This window comes from Roseomonas sp. FDAARGOS_362 (assembly GCF_002754815.1).
Classification (GTDB): domain Bacteria; phylum Pseudomonadota; class Alphaproteobacteria; order Acetobacterales; family Acetobacteraceae; genus Roseomonas; species Roseomonas mucosa.
Genome location: NZ_CP024588.1, coordinates 642,973 through 663,364, shown reverse-complemented (window position 1 = coordinate 663,364; position 20,392 = coordinate 642,973). Strand labels below are relative to the sequence as shown.

At 67.4% G+C, this 20,392-nt stretch carries 26 protein-coding genes and 1 pseudogene; 10 read left to right on the top strand and 17 right to left on the bottom strand.

The genetic code is table 11. The annotated features are described in order from the left end of the window. Positions 1-190: 190 nt before the first annotated feature. Together CTJ15_RS07870 and CTJ15_RS07865 are read right to left on the bottom strand one after the other, a co-directional pair. The gene (locus CTJ15_RS07870; RefSeq protein ID WP_099781444.1) at positions 191-742 is read right to left on the bottom strand and encodes a hypothetical protein; all 552 of its coding nucleotides are present in this window, start codon (positions 740-742) and stop codon (positions 191-193) included. A gap of 5 nt (positions 743-747) precedes the next feature. Next, positions 748-1,323, bottom strand: coding sequence for a hypothetical protein (locus CTJ15_RS07865; RefSeq protein WP_099781443.1), 576 nt, complete (start codon positions 1,321-1,323; stop codon positions 748-750). A gap of 351 nt (positions 1,324-1,674) precedes the next feature. Here CTJ15_RS07865 and CTJ15_RS25315 point away from each other — a divergent pair. The 3 genes and pseudogenes from CTJ15_RS25315 to CTJ15_RS07855 form a co-directional block, all read left to right on the top strand. Beyond that, positions 1,675-1,773: pseudogene (locus CTJ15_RS25315) on the top strand (hypothetical protein); the annotation flags it as partial. A 63-nt stretch (positions 1,774-1,836) separates the two neighbouring features. After that, complete coding sequence (locus CTJ15_RS07860; RefSeq protein WP_126281858.1) at positions 1,837-2,646, top strand: DNA N-6-adenine-methyltransferase; 810 nt, start codon at positions 1,837-1,839, stop codon at positions 2,644-2,646. A gap of 384 nt (positions 2,647-3,030) precedes the next feature. After that, positions 3,031-3,396, top strand: coding sequence for a hypothetical protein (locus CTJ15_RS07855; protein ID WP_099781441.1), 366 nt, complete (start codon positions 3,031-3,033; stop codon positions 3,394-3,396). A gap of 78 nt (positions 3,397-3,474) precedes the next feature. Here the strand turns inward: CTJ15_RS07855 and CTJ15_RS07850 are convergent, their stop codons facing one another. Both CTJ15_RS07850 and CTJ15_RS07845 read right to left on the bottom strand, forming a co-directional pair. Next, entirely contained in the window at positions 3,475-4,119 is a 645-nt protein-coding gene (locus tag CTJ15_RS07850; RefSeq protein WP_099781440.1) for a hypothetical protein, read from the bottom strand. A 119-nt stretch (positions 4,120-4,238) separates the two neighbouring features. After that, on the bottom strand, positions 4,239-4,877 hold the full coding sequence (locus CTJ15_RS07845) for a hypothetical protein (RefSeq protein WP_126281857.1): 639 nt from the start codon (positions 4,875-4,877) through the stop codon (positions 4,239-4,241). 275 nt (positions 4,878-5,152) lie between these two features. Between CTJ15_RS07845 and istA (CTJ15_RS07840) the strand changes: the two genes are divergently transcribed. After that, on the top strand, positions 5,153-6,694 hold the full coding sequence (istA, locus tag CTJ15_RS07840) for an IS21 family transposase (protein WP_099781084.1): 1,542 nt from the start codon (positions 5,153-5,155) through the stop codon (positions 6,692-6,694). A gap of 16 nt (positions 6,695-6,710) precedes the next feature. Further along, entirely contained in the window at positions 6,711-7,484 is a 774-nt protein-coding gene (gene istB / locus CTJ15_RS07835) for an IS21-like element helper ATPase IstB (RefSeq protein ID WP_099780946.1), read from the top strand. Here the strand turns inward: istB (CTJ15_RS07835) and CTJ15_RS24320 are convergent. From CTJ15_RS24320 to CTJ15_RS24310, 9 genes are all read right to left on the bottom strand, one after another. Further along, the gene (locus CTJ15_RS24320; protein ID WP_193009654.1) at positions 7,468-7,629 is read right to left on the bottom strand and encodes a hypothetical protein; all 162 of its coding nucleotides are present in this window, start codon (positions 7,627-7,629) and stop codon (positions 7,468-7,470) included. The genes istB (CTJ15_RS07835) and CTJ15_RS24320 overlap by 17 nt on opposite strands. Positions 7,630-7,895: 266 nt before the next feature. After that, positions 7,896-8,624 (bottom strand): IS21-like element helper ATPase IstB, encoded by a 729-nt coding sequence (istB, locus tag CTJ15_RS07830; protein ID WP_099780961.1) that lies wholly within the window; start codon positions 8,622-8,624, stop codon positions 7,896-7,898. Beyond that, positions 8,624-10,123, bottom strand: a complete 1,500-nt coding sequence (gene istA / locus CTJ15_RS07825) for an IS21 family transposase (protein WP_099780886.1) — start codon at positions 10,121-10,123, stop codon at positions 8,624-8,626. Before istA (CTJ15_RS07825) ends, istB (CTJ15_RS07830) begins: the two co-directional genes overlap by 1 nt. 91 nt (positions 10,124-10,214) lie before the next feature. Then, a complete protein-coding gene (locus CTJ15_RS07820; protein WP_075800945.1) occupies positions 10,215-11,768 on the bottom strand; it encodes an ISL3 family transposase in 1,554 nt (517 codons plus the stop codon). Between the two features lie 99 nt (positions 11,769-11,867). After that, positions 11,868-12,026: a hypothetical protein gene (locus CTJ15_RS24315; RefSeq protein WP_193009653.1), complete on the bottom strand. Its 159-nt coding sequence runs from the start codon at positions 12,024-12,026 to the stop codon at positions 11,868-11,870. 221 nt (positions 12,027-12,247) lie between these two features. Next, positions 12,248-12,652 carry a hypothetical protein gene (locus CTJ15_RS07815; RefSeq protein ID WP_126281856.1) on the bottom strand — a complete coding sequence of 135 codons (405 nt, stop codon included), beginning with the start codon at positions 12,650-12,652 and terminating at the stop codon, positions 12,248-12,250. A 44-nt stretch (positions 12,653-12,696) separates the two neighbouring features. Then, positions 12,697-13,128: a hypothetical protein gene (locus tag CTJ15_RS07810; protein WP_099781437.1), complete on the bottom strand. Its 432-nt coding sequence runs from the start codon at positions 13,126-13,128 to the stop codon at positions 12,697-12,699. Positions 13,129-13,224: 96 nt separating this feature from the next. Then, positions 13,225-13,434, bottom strand: a complete 210-nt coding sequence (locus tag CTJ15_RS07805; RefSeq protein WP_099781436.1) for a hypothetical protein — start codon at positions 13,432-13,434, stop codon at positions 13,225-13,227. A 24-nt stretch (positions 13,435-13,458) separates the two neighbouring features. Then, positions 13,459-13,770, bottom strand: coding sequence for a hypothetical protein (locus tag CTJ15_RS24310; RefSeq protein ID WP_193009652.1), 312 nt, complete (start codon positions 13,768-13,770; stop codon positions 13,459-13,461). A gap of 235 nt (positions 13,771-14,005) precedes the next feature. On the opposite strand from CTJ15_RS24310, the gene CTJ15_RS24305 reads away from it, so the two are divergent. The 3 genes from CTJ15_RS24305 to CTJ15_RS07790 all read left to right on the top strand — a co-directional run bounded on the left by CTJ15_RS24305 (position 14,006) and on the right by CTJ15_RS07790 (position 17,248). After that, positions 14,006-14,182 (top strand): hypothetical protein, encoded by a 177-nt coding sequence (locus tag CTJ15_RS24305; RefSeq protein ID WP_193009651.1) that lies wholly within the window; start codon positions 14,006-14,008, stop codon positions 14,180-14,182. 290 nt (positions 14,183-14,472) lie between these two features. After that, positions 14,473-16,326, top strand: coding sequence for a hypothetical protein (locus CTJ15_RS07795; protein WP_126281854.1), 1,854 nt, complete (start codon positions 14,473-14,475; stop codon positions 16,324-16,326). Between the two features lie 490 nt (positions 16,327-16,816). After that, positions 16,817-17,248, top strand: a complete 432-nt coding sequence (locus CTJ15_RS07790) for a hypothetical protein (protein WP_099781433.1) — start codon at positions 16,817-16,819, stop codon at positions 17,246-17,248. A gap of 125 nt (positions 17,249-17,373) precedes the next feature. Here the strand turns inward: CTJ15_RS07790 and CTJ15_RS24300 are convergent, their stop codons facing one another. The 3 genes from CTJ15_RS24300 to CTJ15_RS07780 all read right to left on the bottom strand — a co-directional run bounded on the left by CTJ15_RS24300 (position 17,374) and on the right by CTJ15_RS07780 (position 18,445). Further along, a complete protein-coding gene (locus tag CTJ15_RS24300) occupies positions 17,374-17,535 on the bottom strand; it encodes a hypothetical protein (protein ID WP_167522617.1) in 162 nt (53 codons plus the stop codon). A gap of 32 nt (positions 17,536-17,567) precedes the next feature. Further along, positions 17,568-17,852 carry a hypothetical protein gene (locus CTJ15_RS07785; protein ID WP_126281853.1) on the bottom strand — a complete coding sequence of 95 codons (285 nt, stop codon included), beginning with the start codon at positions 17,850-17,852 and terminating at the stop codon, positions 17,568-17,570. Positions 17,853-18,130: 278 nt separating this feature from the next. Next, entirely contained in the window at positions 18,131-18,445 is a 315-nt protein-coding gene (locus tag CTJ15_RS07780) for a hypothetical protein (RefSeq protein ID WP_099781431.1), read from the bottom strand. 86 nt (positions 18,446-18,531) lie between these two features. Between CTJ15_RS07780 and CTJ15_RS07775 the strand changes: the two genes are divergently transcribed. Together CTJ15_RS07775 and CTJ15_RS07770 are read left to right on the top strand one after the other, a co-directional pair. Beyond that, the gene (locus CTJ15_RS07775) at positions 18,532-19,344 is read left to right on the top strand and encodes an IS5 family transposase (RefSeq protein WP_027281464.1); all 813 of its coding nucleotides are present in this window, start codon (positions 18,532-18,534) and stop codon (positions 19,342-19,344) included. Positions 19,345-19,658: 314 nt separating this feature from the next. Beyond that, entirely contained in the window at positions 19,659-20,078 is a 420-nt protein-coding gene (locus tag CTJ15_RS07770) for a hypothetical protein (RefSeq protein WP_126281852.1), read from the top strand. Between the two features lie 30 nt (positions 20,079-20,108). Here the strand turns inward: CTJ15_RS07770 and CTJ15_RS07765 are convergent, their stop codons facing one another. Beyond that, positions 20,109-20,354, bottom strand: coding sequence for a hypothetical protein (locus CTJ15_RS07765; protein ID WP_075821326.1), 246 nt, complete (start codon positions 20,352-20,354; stop codon positions 20,109-20,111). Between the last annotated feature and the right edge of the window lie 38 nt (positions 20,355-20,392).

The window sequence follows — 20,392 nt, the reverse complement described above, 5'->3', positions numbered from 1 at the left end:
GGGTCCTCGGCTCCCATCATCCGGATGGCCCGCGCGCGACGCTCGATCCGTGCCTAATCCGTCGGTGGGCCGCCGAGGAGCGCCCGGTCCCGGATTGGGTCAGGGCCGTGCTCGTCGGCCTGCTTAAGTGGCAGGCAAAGGAGATGGAGGCGGCTGCAATGTCGCAGCGGGTACCAGCCGCAGCGAGGCTTCAGCCAGGGTAGTGCGGGTGGGGCACCAGGAGGAGTTGCCGCTCGATGGCACCCGCCGCCTTGAAGTGAACATTGAGTTTGTAGAGGTGGTCCAGGGCCTCGGCCTCGGTGTCGAAAGCGTCCCAGCTATAGCGGTCGCGTCCCATGCCCTCATTTGGCAGATTCCGGGAGAGCATCACCACGACGAGCCAGGGCCATCCCGCTTCGGATGGCGGGTGCAGCAGGACCTTGAGATCCCGGCCTGGCGGGTAGGATGACCGCCGGGTGTTGGGGCGGTCGATGGTCTTGCGCAGGTCAACGAACCCTCCTGTCACCGACAACGGCTTCTCGAGCGATTCCTTAACCACTTTCCGGTCCCCTGCGGTCTCTACATAGACGATGTGATAGGGACCCGGGTCGCCGCTGAATTGCTCCATTCGCCGCACGAACTCAGGGCGCCGGAACAGCAGCAATGTCGGCGTGTCCGGCATCATGGTGGGATACCAGAGGGATGGCATCACCTCGCGAAGGGGTGTACGCGCGAAATAGTCGGCATCGAATGATTTGCTCATCGTGCTCACTCCCCCGCCTCGGATGTGGCGACCGCGTGCTGGAAGGCGTCTTTCGGATTGGGGTAGCGGGCGAAGTAGCGGTTGACCTCCCCATCCCAAGCGGTGCGGCTCGCGGGGGCTTCGGCAAACTTCGCTGCGTGGAGCGCGGCGAGCTTGCGTGTGAAGTCCGGCGAGGCGGAGACGTACTTCAGCGCGCGGACGATGCGCCTCTCATCGACAAGGATGATCGAGATGCCGGTGCGGGTCTGCGGGCCGAGGTCGGCGTCAGCCCACGGCAGGCGCTGGTTTTCCGGCGGCTCGATGGCGGGGCAGTAGGGTGCGTCCCAGGACGCAACACCATCGCGCATGAGCCAGATGTAGCCGCCGCGCAGGGGCAGCAGGCCGAACTGGCGCTCGCCAGCCCGGAATGCGTGCACGTCGACCGGGCTGCACCGGTCGAGGAGCACGTGCAGCGTGATGCCGCTTGGCATGTAGTGCGCGAGCATGCCCGAGTGCGCGGGCAGCTTGTCGCGATGCGGATGCGGGTTGCCAATCGAGTAGCCGAGAAGGCGCTCGGAAGGGTCGAGGTGTTGGGTCTGCATGAGGGGTTCCGAAGGCGTGGGAAGGAATCGGGAGAGAGGCCCCTCAGGGACCCCGGCCAGCTACGGCTATCGATTCGACGTCTTCGGATACATCGATGCGCAGGCATTACCCTGCGACCGGACCTGCAATAGATCAGCTTGGGCGATCTGTGTCAACAAAGATTCGCAACCTATGGTGGCAACCACTGTCACCAGGCCCTAGCGACCTTGAAACCCTGCCCCAGAAGCGGCCAGGCAGCTATCGGCCAGTAGCGGCAGAAAACATTATGATATCGAATCGCTCTCCTCCGGCCTCTAGCAAATCGCCGCGCACCAGCTTCCTTTTCATTTAGGACCTTCTACAATGAACGCGTGCGCCGGATTCTTTTCCTTTCGGTCCTAGGCTCCGCCCTCCGCTCCGCCCGTCGCTCATCAAAGCTGACCCAGTCTGCGCTGGCCCAGCAGGCCGGGATTTCCTTACCAACACTCCGGCAGGCCGAGCGCGGCCAGGGCGCCCTAAGCACTTATGTCAACTTGGCCGCCGCGCTCGACATGGAGATCAGCGGCCGTTCCTTGCCGCCCGGGGAGACCTTGGGCGAGCGGCTGGCGGCGCTGAGGAAGCGACGGAACCTGGGGCGGCGCGTCCTGGCGGAGATGGCGGGCATCAGCCCCACGACCTTGGCCGCCGTCGAGCGGGACGGCGGTGCCCATCTGGCGACGGTGGCACGCATAGGCGAGGCCCTAGGCGCTCAGCTTCGCTTGGCTCCGAAAGGAGAGGCCGCACAGTTCTGGACGGCGGCGGCTGCGTCGAGTGTCCATGACGGGTGGACGACGCCACCTGAGATCCTGGAGCGCCTTTACAGCGTAGTCGGGGGTTGCTTCACCTTGGACCCCTGCTCGCCAGTGCGGTCGGGGCCGCGAGCGCCTGTCCGAGCCCGCATTCGCTACGTTGCCGAGGACGACAGCTTGGCTCTGCCCTGGATGGGCTCCGTGTACATGAATCCGCCTTACGGCCGGGTGCTGCCGAGATGGACGGCCAAGGCGCGGACGGAGGCCGCGTCGGGTCGGGCCTCAGTCGTGTTTGGGCTCATCCCGGCCCGGACAGACACCCGCTGGTGGCACGCCGACGTCGCCGGTCACGCAGATGTCTGGCTGCTACGGGGCAGGCTGGCCTTCGGTGACGGGACGCAGCCTGCCCCGTTCCCGTCGGCGATCGTCGTCTGGTCGGCCACCGACCACCACCGCGCGCGCATGGCCTTGGCCTTCCCAGACGCGTGGCACGTGCCGGGTGCATCCAAGCCCAACCACACCCAGGACGGCACCCTGCTCGCAGCAACGGACTGAGCGCCTCCACGATGATGGGCCATCCCGCCTGAGGCGGGGGAGCCGCGATCAGCCCCGGTCCTCGTCGCGCAGGCTGACCTGGGGTGACGGCAACACATCCATTGGGGCCGCAGTCATGACCTGCGTGAACTGAAGCGAAACGGGACTCCCTTCCGTGCGGTGCTGGAGTGGGTCTCTATGTCTCCACCCCAGGGGAGCCACGGACGCTTTGGAGAACGCGTCTCGACGCAGGCGGCCCACAACGCTGGAAATACCTTATTCATAGGCGGCGACCCAGCGCGGTATAGAGACTTTTACGGTAATTATGTTGACTTTCAATGCGGCCCCGGTCCAGAATGTTACCAATGGCCGGATCGTCCCCGGTGGCCAGCTTCAGGAGCCCCCATGACTACCGCCGATCGTATCTCCAACGACCTGCACTTCAGCATCGGCACCGGTATGGCGGTGTTCGGTGCGGCACTGCACCAGGGAATCGAGCAGGCACGGGTCCGCGCCGTCCAGCGGGCCGCCGAGGATGCCCGTGGCGCAGCGATGGTGCACTCGGCCGTCGGTCAGGTGCATGCGCAGGTGGCCTCAGACCTGCGGGGCCGCCTCATCGGTGCGGAGGCTGAGATCGACCGGCTCCGGGAACTCACGGACACCCTGCGCGCCGAAGTCAAGCACTTGGCGGCGGAGCGCGACGAGGCGGCGGCCATCGCCTACGGCCTGCTCGATGAGCTCGAAAGCCTGCGCGGCACTAAGGCGCACTGACCTCTCTTTCAGGGCGACGAAATGCGAAGGGCCGCCGGGTCATCCCTAGCGGCCCCTTCTACGTCCGGCGGCTGCCGGTCAGGCGGGGCGGCTGTCGAAAATGTAGCCGTGGTTCTCTTCGCGAGGCTTGCGACCGGCGGCGATGAGCCGGGTGCGCAGGCCACCGAGGACCTGCTCCTTCTCCGGCGTCCGCTCCGGCTGGCCATGTGCCTTGGTCCTGGCCGCCCCAGGAGCAACTGGCTTCGGCGACAGGTTCACCAAGGCCACCGCCGTTGGGCCCCGAACGCCAGGCAGGCCGTCCCGTGCGCCGGACACGAGCTCGCCGACGGCCCGGGCGTCGGTCTCAGCCAGCCGATGCGCCTCGCCGGTGCTCAGGTTTTCAACGTAGCGGAGCCAGCCGGGCGCCAGGGCATCGGCCAGCGGCTCAAGATCTCGGCCCTCGGAGCGGAGCCTGGCGGCGCGCTGAAGCAACCGGGCGGTCTGGGTGATGCCCATGGCCCGCTCGGCCTGCTGAGCCTGCTGCTGAGCCTGCATTTGCGCCACCGCGGCGGCCTCGGCGGTCGAGGGGCCAGCGTCACCGCCGCCCAGGCCCGCAAGCACGCGAACGGGCGCGGTGACTGCTCTCAGCACCATCTTGGAGCCGTCCCAACACCAGGTCAGCGTCGTGCGGAATGTGGCCACAACGGCCCTGAGGGCGTCGGCGAGACGAGACAGGATCGACATTTGGATCTCCTGGGGTGGATGCCCACCGGCAATTGGCGGACGCTATCCCCAGGGTGCGGAGGCCGTTGGCAAGGCAGCATCTCGCACGCGCGTCATATGATGTTTAGATGCTCGCACGATCACTCCTCCGGCTCCCTGCGGAACCGATGCTCCGGCAGCCGCGCCCAGGCCTCGGCGCACCGGGCCGGATCTGCCAACAGGCTAGACATCGTGTCGCCATGAGACGGCGCATGGAGCCACGCCACCGCCTCCAACCAACGCCAGCCGAAGGCGTCGAGCACTCGGCCATAGTCCGCCTGCGAGACCTGACAGACGCCCAACCGCTCATCGACGCCGTTGAGCGCACCCACGACGAGCCGGTACTCGCGCAGGCCGAGGCCTGTCAGCGGCTCCAGGTGGACAGTGTCAATCGGCGGCGCCTCGTCAGGAGTGGCGGCGAGGATGACATGCCAGCCCTCGACGTCGTGGTCCCCCGTGCCCTGCGACCGGATCCAGGGCATCACCCCGTCCAGGTCCGCCACCCACCAAGTCGGATGCAGGTACTCGGCGAGGTCGAGGAGACAGAGATCCTGTCTGTCCGCGACAGCCTGCTCCTCCGACGGCGCGAGCAGCACCAAGCGCGCCTGAGTGACTTCTAGCAGGCGGCCGAGGAGCCAAGCGGCCTGCTCATCGATGCCGCCGGTGACGCCCCGGAGCCCCGCAGGGCCGGTGCGCAGAGCGCCTCCAGCTTCCAAAAAGATGATGCGCTGGCGGCTCATCGCGTAAATGTCCTCCAATCCCAGTCATAGCCAAGCACGCGTCCGAGTTCCCAAAGAGCGCGGTCCGTACAGCCCTCGGGTGGCAGGTCCGGCGGCAGGTCTGCGAATTCCACGCGATGGTGGGCAGAGATTCCACGGCATCGTGGGCATAGCTTCCACGGGATGATGGGCACCGATTCCACGGGATCGTGGGCACCCTGATGAGGGTTGCCTGGGGTGGATTGCCGACAGTCTGAGCCGGCTAAGGAGACCTCGTTGTGAAGGGGGTCTGCCTGATGCCTACCGAGAGATTGTCGATGCGACGGATCCGCGACGTACTGCGTCTGAAATTCGAGGCTGGGTTGAGCGACCGGACCCTGGCGGCCGCGGTTGGCATCAGCAAAGGGGCGGTCGCTGCCTATGTCTATCGGGCCCGGGCGGCCGGGTTGTCCTGGCCGTTGCCGGCGGGGCTGGATGACACGGCGCTGGAGCGGCGCTTGTTCCCGGGGCCGCCGGCGCCGGAGGCGGCCCGCCGTCCCGTGCCGGACTGGGCGCAGGTGGAGCGGGAGTTGCGGCGGCGGGGGGTGACGCGGGCGCTGCTATGGCAAGAGTATCGCGCCCAGCATCCCGATGGCTTTGGCTATTCCTGGTTCTGCGAGGCTTATGACACCTGGAAAGGTCAGGTCTCGCCGACCATGCGGCAGAGCCATGTGGGCGGCGAGAAGGTCTTCGTTGATTTTGCCGGCGACACCATGAGCGTGATCGACCCGGGCAGCGGCGAGGTCTGGCAGGCCAGGCTGTTCGTTGCCTGCATGGGCGCCTCCAACCTGGTCTTTGCCGAGGCCCGCGCGAGCGAGACCCTGGCGGACTGGCTGGGGGCGCATGTGAACCTGTTCGCGGCGCTGGGCGGCGTGCCGAAGTTCGTTGTCTGCGACAATCTCAAGGCCGCCGTCACCAATCCCGACCGGCATGACCCGGGACTGAACCGCTCCTATCTCGAGATGGCGGCGTACTATGGCACCACGATCCTGCCGGCACGGCCAGGCAAGCCGCGCGACAAGGCCAAGGTGGAGCAGTCGGTGCTGCTGGCGGAGCGCTGGATCATGGCGCGGCTGCGCCATGCCCGGTTTTTCTCGCTGGCCGAGCTCAACGCCGCCATCACCGTCCTGACCGCGGAGCTGAATGCCCGGATCATGCGGGGCTTTGGCGCCAGCCGGGCAGAGCTGTTCGCCAGTCTGGATGGACCGGCACTGCGTGGCCTGCGGACGCCGCCCTATGCCTTTGCCCGCTGGCGGCGCTGCCGGGTTGGCCTGGACTACCATGTCGAGGCCGATGGCCATTGGTACTCGGTGCCGTTCCGCCTGATCCGCCAGCTGGTCGACCTCCGCATCAGCGAGGCGACGATCGAGGTGTTCCACAAGGGCGAGCGGGTCGCCAGCCACGCCCGGGTGTCGCACCGGCGGGGCCACACCACCATCGCCGAGCACATGCCGAGCGCGCATCGCCGCCACGCCCAGTGGACGCCGGCGCGGCTGCTGGAGGAGGCCGGCAAGGTCGGGCCGGCGACCATGGCGTTGTGCGAGGCGGTCATGGCGGCGCGGCCGCATCCCGAGCAGGGGTTCCGGACCTGCCTCGGCATCCTCGACCTGGCCCGGACCTATGGCACCGCGCGGCTCGAGGCGGCCTGCGGCCGCGGCGTCGGCATCCGCGCCCGCACCGTCACCTCCATCCGCTCCATCCTGCAGACCGGCCTCGACCGGAGCTTTCTGGAGGAGGAGCCGGACCGCCAGCCGCCGCCGTTGCACGGCAACATCCGTGGCGGCGGCTACTTCCACTGACACCAGAGGAGAGCCCATGCTCGTCCATCCCACCCATGAGCGGCTGATCGCGCTCGGCCTGGCCGGCATGGCCAGGGGCTTTGAAGAGCAGCGACGATCCCCCGACATCGCCGCCCTGACCTTTGAGGAGCGCCTCGGTCTGCTGGTCGACCGCGAGGCGGCCGAGCGGGAAACCCGGCGGCTGGCAACCCGGCTGAAACACGCCGCACTCCGCCACAACGCCAGCATCGAGGACGTCGACCTGCGCACCCCGCGTGGCCTCGATCGGGCGTTGTTCCAGAAGCTGGCCGCCGGCAACTGGATCGACCGCCACGAGGGGCTGCTGGTCACCGGCCCGACCGGCGTCGGCAAATCCTGGCTGGCTTGCGCCCTCGCCCACAAGGCCTGCCGGGATGGCCGCCGCGTGCTCTACCAGCGCGTGCCCAGATTGTTCGAGGCACTGGCCGTCGCTCGTGGCGATGGCCGCCACAGCCGTGCTCTGAAAGCGTTGGCCCGGGTCGAACTGCTGGTGCTCGACGATTGGGGCCTGTCGGTTCTCACGCAGCCTGAACGCGAAACTCTGCTGGAAATCCTGGAGGACCGCCATGGGCGCAGTTCCACCATCCTCACCAGCCAGGTGCCGGTCGAGCAGTGGCACGCGGTGATCGGCAGCCCAACCCTGGCCGACGCCATCCTGGACCGCCTCGTGCACAACGCCCACCGCATCGAACTCCAAGGAGAAAGCATGCGACGCATCACCGCCAGACACGCCATGAGCGCGCAAACGCTTGACGTCAGGGAGCCTTCCTGAACCATTGGTCTATCGGCAGGAAACCTGCCCACGATGCCGTGGAATTCGTGCCCACGATCGCCTGGAACCACCGCCCACGATCACTGGAATACGCAGGCAGGTCGTTCCTGATGGCGGCGAACTCCAGTTGCAGCGCATCGCGCATGCCCTCTGCCGCTCCAAGGAGCCAGCCCCTGCGGACCCACGGCAGCCGGGGATCTAGGTAGCTGCCGTGGGCGCTCATGCGACCTCGCCGTCAATGCGACGACACTCGCCGATGCCGAGCCCCACCACCCGCGTCTCCCGGCCGCTGGGGAGATTCAGGCGGGCCTCATACGAGCGGTGGTGATGCCCATGCAGCCAGAGGCTGTCAATCGGCATTGAATGGGGACCCCAGATCGGCGCGCAAAAGGGACCCCTCTTGTAAGGCGTTCAGGCGCGGTTCTTGAATCGCCAACTGTCGTTGCCGGTCTCGACGATGTCGCAGTGGTGAGTGAGGCGGTCGAGCAAGGCGGTGGTCATCTTGGCGTCCCCAAAGACGCTGGGCCATTCACCAAAGGCGAGGTTGGTGGTGACGATGACCGAGGTCTGCTCGTAGAGGCGGCTGACCAGGTGGAACAGCAACTGGCCGCCGGACTGGGCGAACGGCAGGTAGCCAAGCTCGTCGAGGACAACGAAATCCAGGCGGCAGAGATGGTCGGCGATGCGCCCTTGTCGTCCGGCCCGGGTCTCGGCCTCAAGACGGTTCACCAGGTCCACCACGTTGTAGAACCGCCCGCGCGCTCCATCGCGGATGCAGGCCCGGGCAATGGCGATGGCCAAATGAGTTTTGCCTGTGCCGGTGCCGCCGACGAGTACCACGTTGCGCTGCTGGGCCAGGAACCCACCCCCCGCGAGATCACGGACCAGAGCCTCGTTGACCGGGGTACCGTCGAACCCGAACTCGTCCACGTCCTTGGCCAGCGGCAGCTTGGCGGTGGTGATCTGGTACTTGATCGAGCGCGCCTGCTTCTCGGCGATCTCGGCCGAGACAAAGTCGCCGATGACCTGCTGTGGCTCATGTTGGCGTTTGACGGCGGCCGTGATGATGGCGTCAAACGCCGCGCGCATGCCGTAGAGCTTGAGCTCGCCCATGGTGGCGAGGATAGCGGTGCGTTCCATCAGGGTCCTCTCCTCAGGCTGTCGTAGCGGGTGCAGTCGGCCAGCGGCGCATGCCGCAGCCGGAGCGCCTCCGGGGTCAGGATGGTCACCGGCGGCGGTGGCTCGCGCTGGCGGGCGAGGATGTTGAGGATGACGTCGGCCGAGTGGACGCCCTCGCGCAGCGCCTCGCTGCAAGCGGCCTCGACCGCAGCCAGACCGTCGTCCAACACCCTGGTCAGGATCTCCACCATCTGCCGGTCGCCATCGGCGGCCGCGGCCAGCTTGCGGCGGACCCGTTCCAGTGCACCGGGCAGCAGCCAGTCCTTGAACGGTGCCCCGTTGCGCAGCGCTCCAGGTTTGCGCGCCAGCACGGGCACGTAGTGCCAGGGGTCGAACACCGTCTGGTCCCGGCCGAACACGCGCCGGTGCTCGCCCACCACCCGGCCGTCCTGGCGCAGCTCGATCCGCTCGGCATAGGCCCGGATCTCGACCGGCCGCCCCACCGCGCTCGCCATCACCGAGTACTTGTTGTTGTCGAACCGCACCAGGCAGGTCTTGGACACCGCGGCAGGCACGGCATGGAACCCGTCGAACCGTCCGGCATAGGGCACCAGGCTTGGCCGCTCCGCCTCGAACGCCTCCCAGACTGTCCGCTCCCTCTGCTCCGGATGCCGATTGGCCCGGGCATGGGACACGCACCGGTCCAGCAGAAGGGCGTTCAGCTCCTCGTAGCTCCTCACCCGCAGTCGCGGCGTAAAGAACCGCTCCCGCACCAGCCCGACCTGGTTCTCGACCTGACCTTTCTCCCAGCCTGAGGCCGGAGTGCAGGCCACCGGCTCGACCAGGTAGTGGCTGCACATGTGCAGGAAACGCCGGTTGTAGGCACGATCCCGTCCCACCAGGATCGCGTCCACCGCCGTGCGCATGTTGTCGTAGATGCCCCGCGTGCAGGTGCCGCGAAAGAAGGCGAACGCCCGGTCATGGGCGTCGAACACCATCTCCTGCGTCTCGCGCGGATAAGCGCGAACGAACAGCATCCGGCTGTAGCATAGCCTCACATGCGCGACCTTGACGGTTACCGTCGTGCCGCCGATCAGCACGACCTCGTGGCTCCAGTCGAACTGGTACGCCTCGCCCGGCGCGAAGCTCAGCGGCACGAAGGCTGCTGCCACCGCCGTCGCCCGTGACGCCTGCCACCCCCGCGCATGGCGCCGGACCGCGTCGTAGCCGCCCTCATATCCCAGCCCACGCAGCGCCTCGTAGACCCGCACCAGCGTCAGCCGCTCGCGCCGCGGCCGCGCCTCGTTCGCCTCCAGCAGGCGCTCCAGATCGGCCTGCCAAGGTCCCAGCTTGGGCTGCGGCTGCCGCGCCCGGCTGTAGCGGAATTCCGTCTCCCCGGACCGCAGAACCTTCCGGACCACCTTTCGCGAAATCCCGAGCTCGCGACAGATCGCCTTGATCGACTTGCCCTGCACCCAGTGCAGGCGCCGGATCTTTGCCACCGTCTCCACGACCAGCATCCCAGCCCTGGCTCCCGATCATCCCGGGAACCACTGTGAACCCCGCCGTCAGTGGGGTCCCGTTTGGGCTCTGACGCAATTTCGATGGCGGTCATCGGCCTGCTGCTATGACGCGGGCCTGGAGCAGGTCGAGATTCCCTCTGCCATACATCTGGCGTTTGACCACCTTCAGCTTGTTGATCTGCCCCTCGGCTTGGGCGTTGGACCAAGCGGAGGAAATTGCGGCTCGGACGGCGACATGATCCCGGGCGAGCCCGCGCGCGAACGGGGCCAGGAGGCTGGCTGCCGCCCTGTCGAGCCAGCCATCCAACGCGGCCTCATGTTTTCGGCGGATCAAGGCGTGAAAGGCTTCGACGATCTCCCGCGCCTGGACCAGGGTAGGCACCGCTGCTTCGATAGCAGCCACCGTCACAGTCTGCGTCTTGGACAGGCTGTCACGCGCCATGGTCATCAGGCGTGCCACGGTGCGGGCCGACGGAACACGGCTCAGCCCCTCGACGTTGACCTGCTCTGACCGGCGGCGACGCGTCGCCCACTCTGCGACCACCCGCAGCGAGCCGTGGAAGCCGAGATCGCGAAGCTCGCGCCACAGCGCGGCGCCGTTGCGGACTCCAGCCGCCCAGCGCGCGTCCAGCCAGGGGAGGTGTGCGTCGAGCGAGCTTTCCCGCGTGCGGAACACATCCGCGCGCTGGCCGCGCAGGATGCGCCGCACCGTTCCGCGGCTATGACCGGTGCACCGGACGATCTCCTTGATCGCCTTGCCCGCCTTGTGCAGCGCCAAGACCGCGGCGTTGGCGTCCTCACGTCGGAGATAACCCTCGTACTGGAGCTTCTCCGCCGCGGTCAGCAGCCGGGGGTCGACCGTGGTGGCGCCGATAGCCGCGCGCACCTGGCGCATGCAGGCTCGGGTCGCGGCCAGAAAAGCCTGGCTGGCGTTCTCCATCAGGTGCCAACGATCGGCTACCTGCATCGCATCAGGTAGCGCCCGTGCCGCGGCCAGGGCGTAGGCGCCACCGCGGTCGCGGGTCACGATCTCGATCTGCGGCTGGCCGGACAACCAGGCCTGCGCCGTTGCGGGCTCGCGGTCGGGCAAGAGGGCGATAGTGCGTCGTCGCTCCAGGTCGCAGATCAGCGTGCCGTAACGGTGGTTGCGCTTCCACGCCCAATCATCGATCCCGACCGCCTGCGGTGGCGTGAACGCTGGGCTTCCACGGCGCCGGACGACCCGCAGCAAGGTGTCGTTGCTGACCGGTAATCGCAGCCTCTGGGCGAAGCTCGCGGCCGGACGGCCGCCAAGCGCCAGGCCGAGGTGGTGGACGATCTCGTCCAGCCGGGCCGTGCGCCGAGCCCATGGCGTCGCAGCCACGAACCGTTCGGAGAAGATGCGGCGGGGGCACAGGGCACGGTCGCAGCGGAACCGCCGGACGAGGAGCTTCAATTCCACAGGACGCCCGCTCAACGGGAGATCGGCCAAGTTCCGAGTGTAGCGGCTGTGCACTCGATGGCTGACGCCACCACAGCCGGGACAGATCCCTGCTACCGTTGATGGTCGCACCGTCATCACCACCGCTGTGCCGGTCTCGTCCACGCTCTCCAGGACGAATCCTGGCGGGATTAAAGCTGCTGGACTGAGGTTCCTCGCCATCCTGCTGATCCCTGACTGACCAGGGAACCCAGCACGTCAACTTCAGCAAAATTGAGTCAGAACCCCGTTTGGACGCCGATCACCCCTCCAACAGGGTTCCTATTCCATGCCGTTCCACATCCGGGGGATCTCAAGATGGGAACAGTAGCCCGGCTGCCTGAGCATCTCGCCCATGACATCGCCGAGGGTACGGGCCTCCTTCTTCCTCGTCGCCGCGAGGTGCAGGCTGTAGCCGTTGAGGTGTACAAACTGGTGCATTCTGGGCCTCCGGGGATGAGCAGTAATGACTCCCGAAAGGTCGACGATCCGCTGGCAAGGGACGGCCGGTGAGCAGTAGTCGGTTGTCCTCAGCCCCCTCCCGACGGACTACTGCTCCCCTGAAGCAACCATCTCAGTCGCCGGTGACTACCAAGTGCCCGCAAACGCAAACGGGCGGCCCGCAGACCGCCCGTCAGCCCTCCTCCTTGTCATTCGGCAGCCTATCCCCTGCCCTCCGTCGCCATGGCCTTCGCCGCGGCCCGCCAACCCGCGCTGAGACGGCCGAGCACCGCACCGACCGCCTCACCAAAAGGCACCATCGGCATGCCGACAAGCTCATCCTCGGCGTCTTGGATCTGCGCCAAGGCAACAGAAAGCCCGTCCAAGCCGTCGCTGTCCTCTCGTTCGGCGGCGACACACTGGAGGCACGACGTCCAGGCCCCGAGATCGCCGTCCGCCATCAGGGCGCGGCGCACCTGCGCCCGCTCACCGGCAACCAGGATCTGTCCGCAGCCGAAGCACAGGCAGCGACCGTCGAGGATGCGGGCCTGCTCGTTCACGACACGGAGGATCTCGTCATCGTCGACGACGGAAAGAGCGGCTGCGCTTCCGCGCCAGGACTTCATAGTTGACATAGTTGGCAAAATCCCAGGGTTGGTTGTCGAAGGGCTCAGGCACCCCGGATGCGGCGCTGCTTGGCTGTGAGCAGGTCCAGCATGCGGTGATGGGCCCATGCGTCGGGCAGACCGCGGGCCCGCGCGATGTCGAGGAAGTCGCGCTTGCGACGCGCAGCGGCCAGAAGCTCATCTAAGGGAGCCGTACGCAGGTAGTGTAGACGCTCCTCGCGTTCAGCCTTCCGTGTAGCCTCCCGGGCATCCTCGCGAGCGATGGCGTCGCGGAACCGGGCCATCACCCGCTCCGCGACCTCCTTGTTGGTCGAGCGGCGGGGTTGGCTGGCGCGCTGGCGAAGAATCTGTTCGAGGGACTCGAAAATAGGATCGGGTTGGCGGATGGGGGCGGTTTCTGGCGCCGCCAGGATGAGGCCAATGTGGTCGACCTTCGACAGGCGGCTGAGGCCGAGCCGGTTAAACGGTGAGCGCATTCTGTCCTCCCATAGTCCTTATTGTTGACAAAAATCCTTGGCTGGCGAAGGCGGGTGCGGCATACCGGCGGCATGTCCGCTTGCCTCGTCATCCAATCAGTCAGTCGCTGCGGGCACCGGCTGCCGGTAGTCGGTGATGAACCTCATCACCGCCTGGATCCTGGCGAGCGTGATGCGGCCTGCGCGAAGCTCGCGGACGAGATGCCCGTCGGCGGCGACTTCCATGCCCAGACGCGACGGCGCCATGCCGGTGTCGGCCAAAAACTGGTCGACGGTATCAACAACGGATTTGTGGACATCAAGCATGATGCGGTCCTCCTGTACCGATTATCATGTGGATTTCCTCATGATAGCAACATTGTCGGCATAGGAGTGCTGCGGTGACTTGGAATTCTTCAAGAAATACGGACTTCGGCTGATGGCCAGGCCGCGCACGATCCCCTGGCCGACCCCGGAGCCCGACAGCGTCGCGGACAGGCTCGGGCGGATACTTAAGATGCGCTCCATGACTCCAAGGGCCGCATCCTTGGCAGCGAAATGCCATGCGGACACACTTAGAAATGTGTTGCGAGGTCGTTCAAAGCTACCCAGGGGCAAGACCTTGGTAGGTGTGACCAAGGTTTTGGGTGTCAGCGAGGACATGCTCCTCGGTCGCGTGCCCCTGCCCGACCAACTGCCGCCCCTGAGCGCGCCTCAGGCGCCCTCCCCTGCCCCGCAGCCGTACTCCGCGCCACCGGCCACCAGTGCACCGGCCCAGCCGCCCATGGGCGCCTCTCCTCAGGATCTAGCGCCCGCTCTCCAGCGCGCGTTGGCCGCAGTCGAGCGAGCCAAGGGCGTCTATGCCGACCGCGAGACGATGCCCGCCCGCCGAACGCTGATGTCCGCCACTGACGCTGCGGTGCAGGAGGCAGTGGCCCAGGGCTTGGCGCCCGAGGCCGCGCTGCGCGTCGCCGTCCAGGCGGCGATGATGTCTGCTCTCGGCGCCGGAGTAGATATGGCCGACATCCTGGATATCGTCGCATCCTGCGCCGGTCCGGTGGCAGCGAGAAAGTAATCAGTTTTGCTTATACTGATTATCGCCGAATAAAAATTGGTCTGGGTCGCGACGAATCTCTCGCGTGCGGATTTCCGCACTCATTACCTGGGCCCGAGGGCCCTCGTCTCATTCCCAGAGCTCCTTATTGTCAACATAAGGATCAAAGTTCAAAGTTTACGGGTTTAGTGCTTGCCGTGCGCCGATTTCCTTGCGTCAGGGGATTTTCTCACACCATCATGTCTTTATCGCAGTCGGTATTCTCCGATTGCCCGGCCTCCACCCCGGCCGGAATGAGGACCATCCCCCAGATGTCGCACATCAACACCGAGGACCTCCTGTCCGCCGCCACCGCCATCCGGCACGCCGCCGAGGACCGCGTGGGCATCGCCTTCCAGCACTGGACCCAGGCGGCCGAGACCGCCGCTCCAGCGGCGAAGGCCGCTCTCGATGCTGCCCGCGCCGATCTGGCGTCCGCAGCCTCCGCCGAGCGCGACACCCTCCGTACCGACTGCGGCATTGGCGTCTCTGACGCTCGCGAGCGCGTTGCCGCCGCCGAGCGCGCCCTCGCTGATGCCCGCGCTGCGCTTTCCGCCAACATGGCCGCTTGGGACGCCGCGGCCGCCGCCAAAGACCTCATCCGTGATGCACTCAAGTCCGGCGACACTGAGGTGACCGAGGGTGACCTCAAGGCGGCTCGCAACCGGCAGAGCAGCTACGGACGTCAGGACAGCAAGCTGCGGGCTGCGGTCAGTGCCGCCGAGCGCGGATTCGAGGCTGCCGAGGCCGCCCTGGCCGAGATCCTCGCCGCCGAGGACGAGGTGGCGGTGTCCGAGGCCCCTGCCGCGGCCGTCGATGACGGGCCGATGCCGCTGACCCCGGTCCAGCGGGCGGCCGTTGAGGATATCGTGCGAGCTGGCCTGGAGTGGTGGGAGACCCGCGATCTCGAGGTCGCGGGTTTCGCGGCCGATAGCCCGCTGGGCTTGCTCCTGGTCTCCAGCGGCATCACCGGCTCCGGCCGTCCGTTGCCGATTTACCTGATCATCGACCGTGACGGCGTTCCCCTGGACGGCCGCAAGGTCTGTTTACCAGTGGGCATGGACCGCATCCGGGTGGCTCTTCATGGTCCCCAGTCGCCGTCCGCCCGCAAATGGGTAACCCCACGTGACCGGGCTGCCCGTCAGATGCGAGCCCAGCAGATTGCCGCCCGTGCCGCTGCAATCATGGCGACGGCCCTGCCCCGCCCGCGCGTGTCTCCGTTCAAGGGGTTCCCGCCCGCGCGGCTGCCGAACATCTGCATGCCGCCGTCCGGAGTGATCTACGACACGCGCCAAGTGGACCTCGAGGAGGCGATTGCCGTCGCGGCGGCGTTGGAGCAGGTCCCGGCTGCCGAGCCCGTGGCAGACGCCTGGACTGCACCTTCCGGGCCTCTGGTGGACATGGTGTCGGCCATGGGGGAGGTCGCAACGAACCTGCCGAGAGGACGGACGCTCAGCGGGATCCACATCACCGGCGACAAGGCTGCTCTGACAGCGTGGCTGCGTACGGCGCATTTCTGCGGCGGCCTGACCCCGGCCTACTCTCCAGAGTCCAAACGCCGCACCGGCGACTACCTGGTTGTCGATGCCGACGGCAGGGTCCTGGAAGGCGATTACACCGAACTCTCTGTCATGGACGCGGCCAGGGCGCTGGTCCGGCGCGCTCTCGATGCCGAGTCACCGATTGGCCCGGGCGGCGGGAAGGACACTGAGGCGCCGGAAACCCTTGCCGCGCCTGTCGCCGCAATCAAAGGCGTGCCGGTGGTGCAGTCCGTCGAGGAGGTCGTGGTACACGCCGGTTTCAGCCGGGCTTCGGCCAAGGGCCGCCTCCCCGCCGCCGGAAGTTCCTGTTCGAAGGCATCCGCCCCCGCCCTGACCGCCTTGCGGCCATCGGGCGCGGCGAGTTCACCTCACTCTACGGCAACCCGAGCCGGTACTCGGACGGCACCTGGCTCTACACCTGGTTCACCGGGTCGCCGGAGAAAGTTTACTGGGCGACGCTGCTGCCGCCTGTCGAGCCGCCTCAAGGCCCAGGCGGTGGAGAGGCTTCGACCGCTACCGATATGCTCGATCACAGCGCACCGGCAGCAGTGTCGCATACGGCGGAGGGCGACGACGACGCGGTGACTGGGCGCCGCGCTCTACGGACGGCGGAGCGTTGGACCGAGAGCGCACTTTCCGCCATCGCCTTCGGGGAGGCAGAGGTCGACAGGGAAGGCTTGGTACCCGCCAACTTGTCCGGCGACTGCCGGGCAGGTTGGCGGGCAGGATATGCCCGCGGTCGCTCCTGCCTGGGATACTCGACCGAGTACGAGGTGCCGCACAGCGGCAAGGGTCGGGCGCCTGGACCTCCCGGCCGGATCGTTCTGGAGCCTCGACCGAGCTTCCGGGCAGAGTGGCGCTCGCACCTCCAGGAGGAGATCGGCGCCAGTGGCTGAGCCGGACAGCATTGGTCCCGGGCGTCCGAGCTCCGTTCGCCGCGTCTGGGAGCCGATCATGCCCAAACGCGGCGACCGAGCGCTCCCTCCCCTGCCCTGCCGGGGCCAGTTGAGTGTCAGTGCAGCAAACCTTGGATTGGCGGCCGCCTAACCGCCCGAGCGTATGCTAGGAAGCTCGTATGCGCTTCATCCCGCCGCCGGAGAGCCTCCGCGACGTCTCAGTGCTGGTCGACACTCACGGCGCCGACTACACGAACATGGTGAAGGAGTTCATCGACCACCTCATCCGGGACCTCACGGCCAAGGGCGCCCGGAAGAGAGACTCTCTCCTCTCCATCAACCCCGCCGTCTTCAGGGACGAGCCGACCCACCTCCCGAAGCTGGTGCAGCGCGTCCACCTCGCGGGCCTGGCCGAGCACATGGCCAACCTCTCGGGGCAGCCCGCCCCGGCGTGGTGCCAGCGCCAGGAGTTCTTCCTCGCCGAGCCGCTCTATATGTGCGGCCCGGCCGCACGCGAGCGCACCCTGGCGGAGACCCCTGCCGCGTTCCGCCGCCGCCTCTTCTTCTGCGGCCGCGTCCTGGTGAAGCTCTTCGCCTTCCTGCCGGACTGATGCCCCGGCGCAATCCGGGGCATCAGTCCGCCTCCAACCTCCGGCTCCCGCTGCCGTCCTATGACGCTCATAGGCATATGAAAGGGGGCCCGTAGGCTCCTTCCCCGTTTTCCTGGCGCAGGTCGTCAGGCCCTCCGGCCCATGCCCGGCTCTTGGACGCCCTGCACCGCTGCCAGCGTTCGTGCCAGGTCGCCAAGGTCGACGCCCCGGCGGCGGCTGAGGCTGACCTCGGCGGTGGCGACGCCCTGGCTATACGCCAGCCGCGCCTCCTCGGCGATCCGGGTCATGAGCTCGGCCGCCGCTATCGCGATGAGGCTGCCTATCTCCCGGAGCTCGTCAGCGACGAGTCGGCCTCCTCGGCCAGCACCTCGAGGTCCACACGGGTGTGCAGCCGCCCCGCCGTGTCCCGCGCCCCCGACCGCTCGACGATCTCGGCGGCGGCAGTCTGGGGATCCCAGCCGCGCTCGTGGCTCTCCCCGGGCGTCCATGTCCGGGTGACGCGGCCAGCATCGTGCCAAGCGGCAGAGAGCAGTCCCGCGTCGACGGTCATCATCGACGGACCGCCATAGCCAGAGTCCAGGCGGCCGTGGCTGTAGACGGTCATCGCGCCCCGGCTCTGGGCCGTCACCCGGACCCGAACAGCGTGCTCGGCATCCCGGACAATGGTCTGCTCCTGTGCCGGGCTTACGGGCCGCAGCGTGCTCGGATCCAGGCCGACATCGCATAGCTCAGGCTCGCGGGCGGTTCCTGACCCCAAATCCCGGCGGCCAGGTCTTCCGTGGCGCGTTCCACGACGGCCTCGGCGGTCCGGCGGCCGAGCAAGTTGACGAGCCGGTCACGCAGGGTGCGCCGCCGGGGGTCACGGATGCCCTGGAGCCCGGCTTAGGCGAGTGCGGCGGCGCGACGGCTGGCCCGGAATGCTTGCACGTCCTGGTCCAGGTCACCGGCCGTCCCGGCGATCATGATGGCGGGCAGGGTGACGAGCACCGGGGCGACCAGGGCTCCGGCGGGGCCGCCGCAGGCGAAACCCACGATGGCTGCGGTACCGAGGAGCCCGGCCAGCGTGCCACCGGCGGCGAGAAGGCCAGCAGGGGAGGCGGGCTCGGCGCGCCAGGTGGCAACGCGCCGGTCCAGGATGGCCTCGGCATTGGCGAGCCGCCGGTCGTACTCGGCGGCAGAGGCGCGGGCCTGAGGCATCGGCAATGCTCCGTGGGTGGGGATTCCCCTATCCTCGGGCGGAGCTAGAGGCTGTTGTGGACTGACGTGAGGGCCAGATTTGCGGGATGACCCGCAAGTCCTATCCGTCCGACGTATCTGATGAGGAATGGGCGTTGGTTGCGCCCTATCTGGTGCTGCTGCCCGAGGCGTCGGGGCAGCGGCGCCATGCCTTGCGCGAGGTGTTCAACGGGCTGCGCTACGTGGTCAAGACGGGCGCGCCCTGGCGCTGGATGCCCAATGACCTGCCACCATGGGACATCGTCTACGCCCAGGCCCGGCGCTGGCTGGCGGCGGAGGTGTTCGAGGCGATCGTGCACGACCTGCGGGCCGTGCTGCGGCTGGAGGCAGGCCGCGCGGCCGAGCCGACGGCGGCGGTGCTGGACAGCCGGACGCTCCGATCCACCCCCGAGAGTGGGGCCAGGGCGGGCTACGACGGGGCCAAGCGCAAGCGGGGCTCGAAGGTGCATGCGGCCGTCGATACGCTCGGCCACCTTCTGGCGCTGCACGTCACGCCGGCCACCGCCGACGACCGTGCCGAGGTCGGGCGCCTGGCCGACGCCGTCCAGAATGCCACCGGCGAGAGCGTCGAGATCGCCTTCGTGGACCAGGGCTATACCGGTCCGAAGCCCTCTGAGGCTGCCGCCAGGCACGGCATTCAGCTCGAGGTCGTCCGCCACCACGAGGCCAAGCGCGGCTTCGTCCTCCTGCCCAGGCGTTGGGTGGTGGAACGCTCCTTCGCCTGGGCTACCCGCTTCCGACGCCTCGTCCGCGACTATGAACGCCTGCCCGAAACACTCGCAGGCCTCCATCTCGTCGCCTTTGCTTGCCTCATGCTCAAGCACCTCACCTCAATCACCCAGGTCCACAACAGCCTCTAGGCAAGGGAGGTGGCTGGATAGCGTCCACCATTGACTGCTCCATTCGCCTGTTCCACAAACCAATTGTCTGGCGGCTCTGACCGTTGGCGTGCATTGATGATGTTGGGTTTTTTGCCTGGGGACTGCGAATCCAGGTTCCCCAGCCAATTTCCTCATCATAGCTTTGATCTGGTTCGCACCACCGGTCTCGACCAGCCCCTGGACCATGGCGCACCATCATGCCCGATCCCTGGACTCCACACCCATCAGTTCCGGGGATGTTTTCGCATGAGGTTTTTGTTCCCTATTTGTTCTTTTCTCGCTAACCTTCGCCCATGGCCCACGAATCCTCCCCTCCCCCTACGACGCTCGATCTCCTCGCCGCTCGCGAGGCTGCCCGGCAATACGAGGAGTTGCGGCGAACAGGGCATTCCGAAGGCGAATCATGGGCAGTCGCCTCCGCCATCTTCGGCGCGGCGCACCAGAACTGGGCAGCGGACATGGTGCAGCGGGAAATGCGCCGGCTGATCAAGCCCCTGGCGGCGCTGCAGGCTACCCGGCGTGAGGAGCGGGTCGAACGTTGCGGGACGGGCCAGCCGGACCGGAAGCTCCTGCCGCGCCCGCTTCTGCTGCGCCTGGCAAAGCCGGCCCTGCCGGATGAGATGGCGGAAGCGGAATCCGGGGAAGATCCGCTTCGGGCCATGGTGCCGCTGTATTCGCCAGGGTGGCGGGACAGGTTGCGCCCTTTCGGCTGATCCCCGCCGCGCCGCTCGGATGAGGCTTCCTCAGCCCTCGCGCTGCGCGGCGACTTCCAACACGCGCTGGACGCGCTGGGCTTCGGCCATATGCGCCATGGCACGGGCGATGTGCTGTGCCTTGATGGCCCGCATCGGGGAAACCAGCGCCGCGTCGATGGCAGCAGAAGCCTGGCGGAGATCCTCGTCGATGGAGGCCAGCAGGGCGGGGTCCTCGGTCACGCGTGGGGGGAGGATGTCCTGGCGGGCGAGCCGTCCGACCCAGTTCATGTCCATGGCGGGCAAACCTTCTGTTCCATGTTCGGGCATCAGTT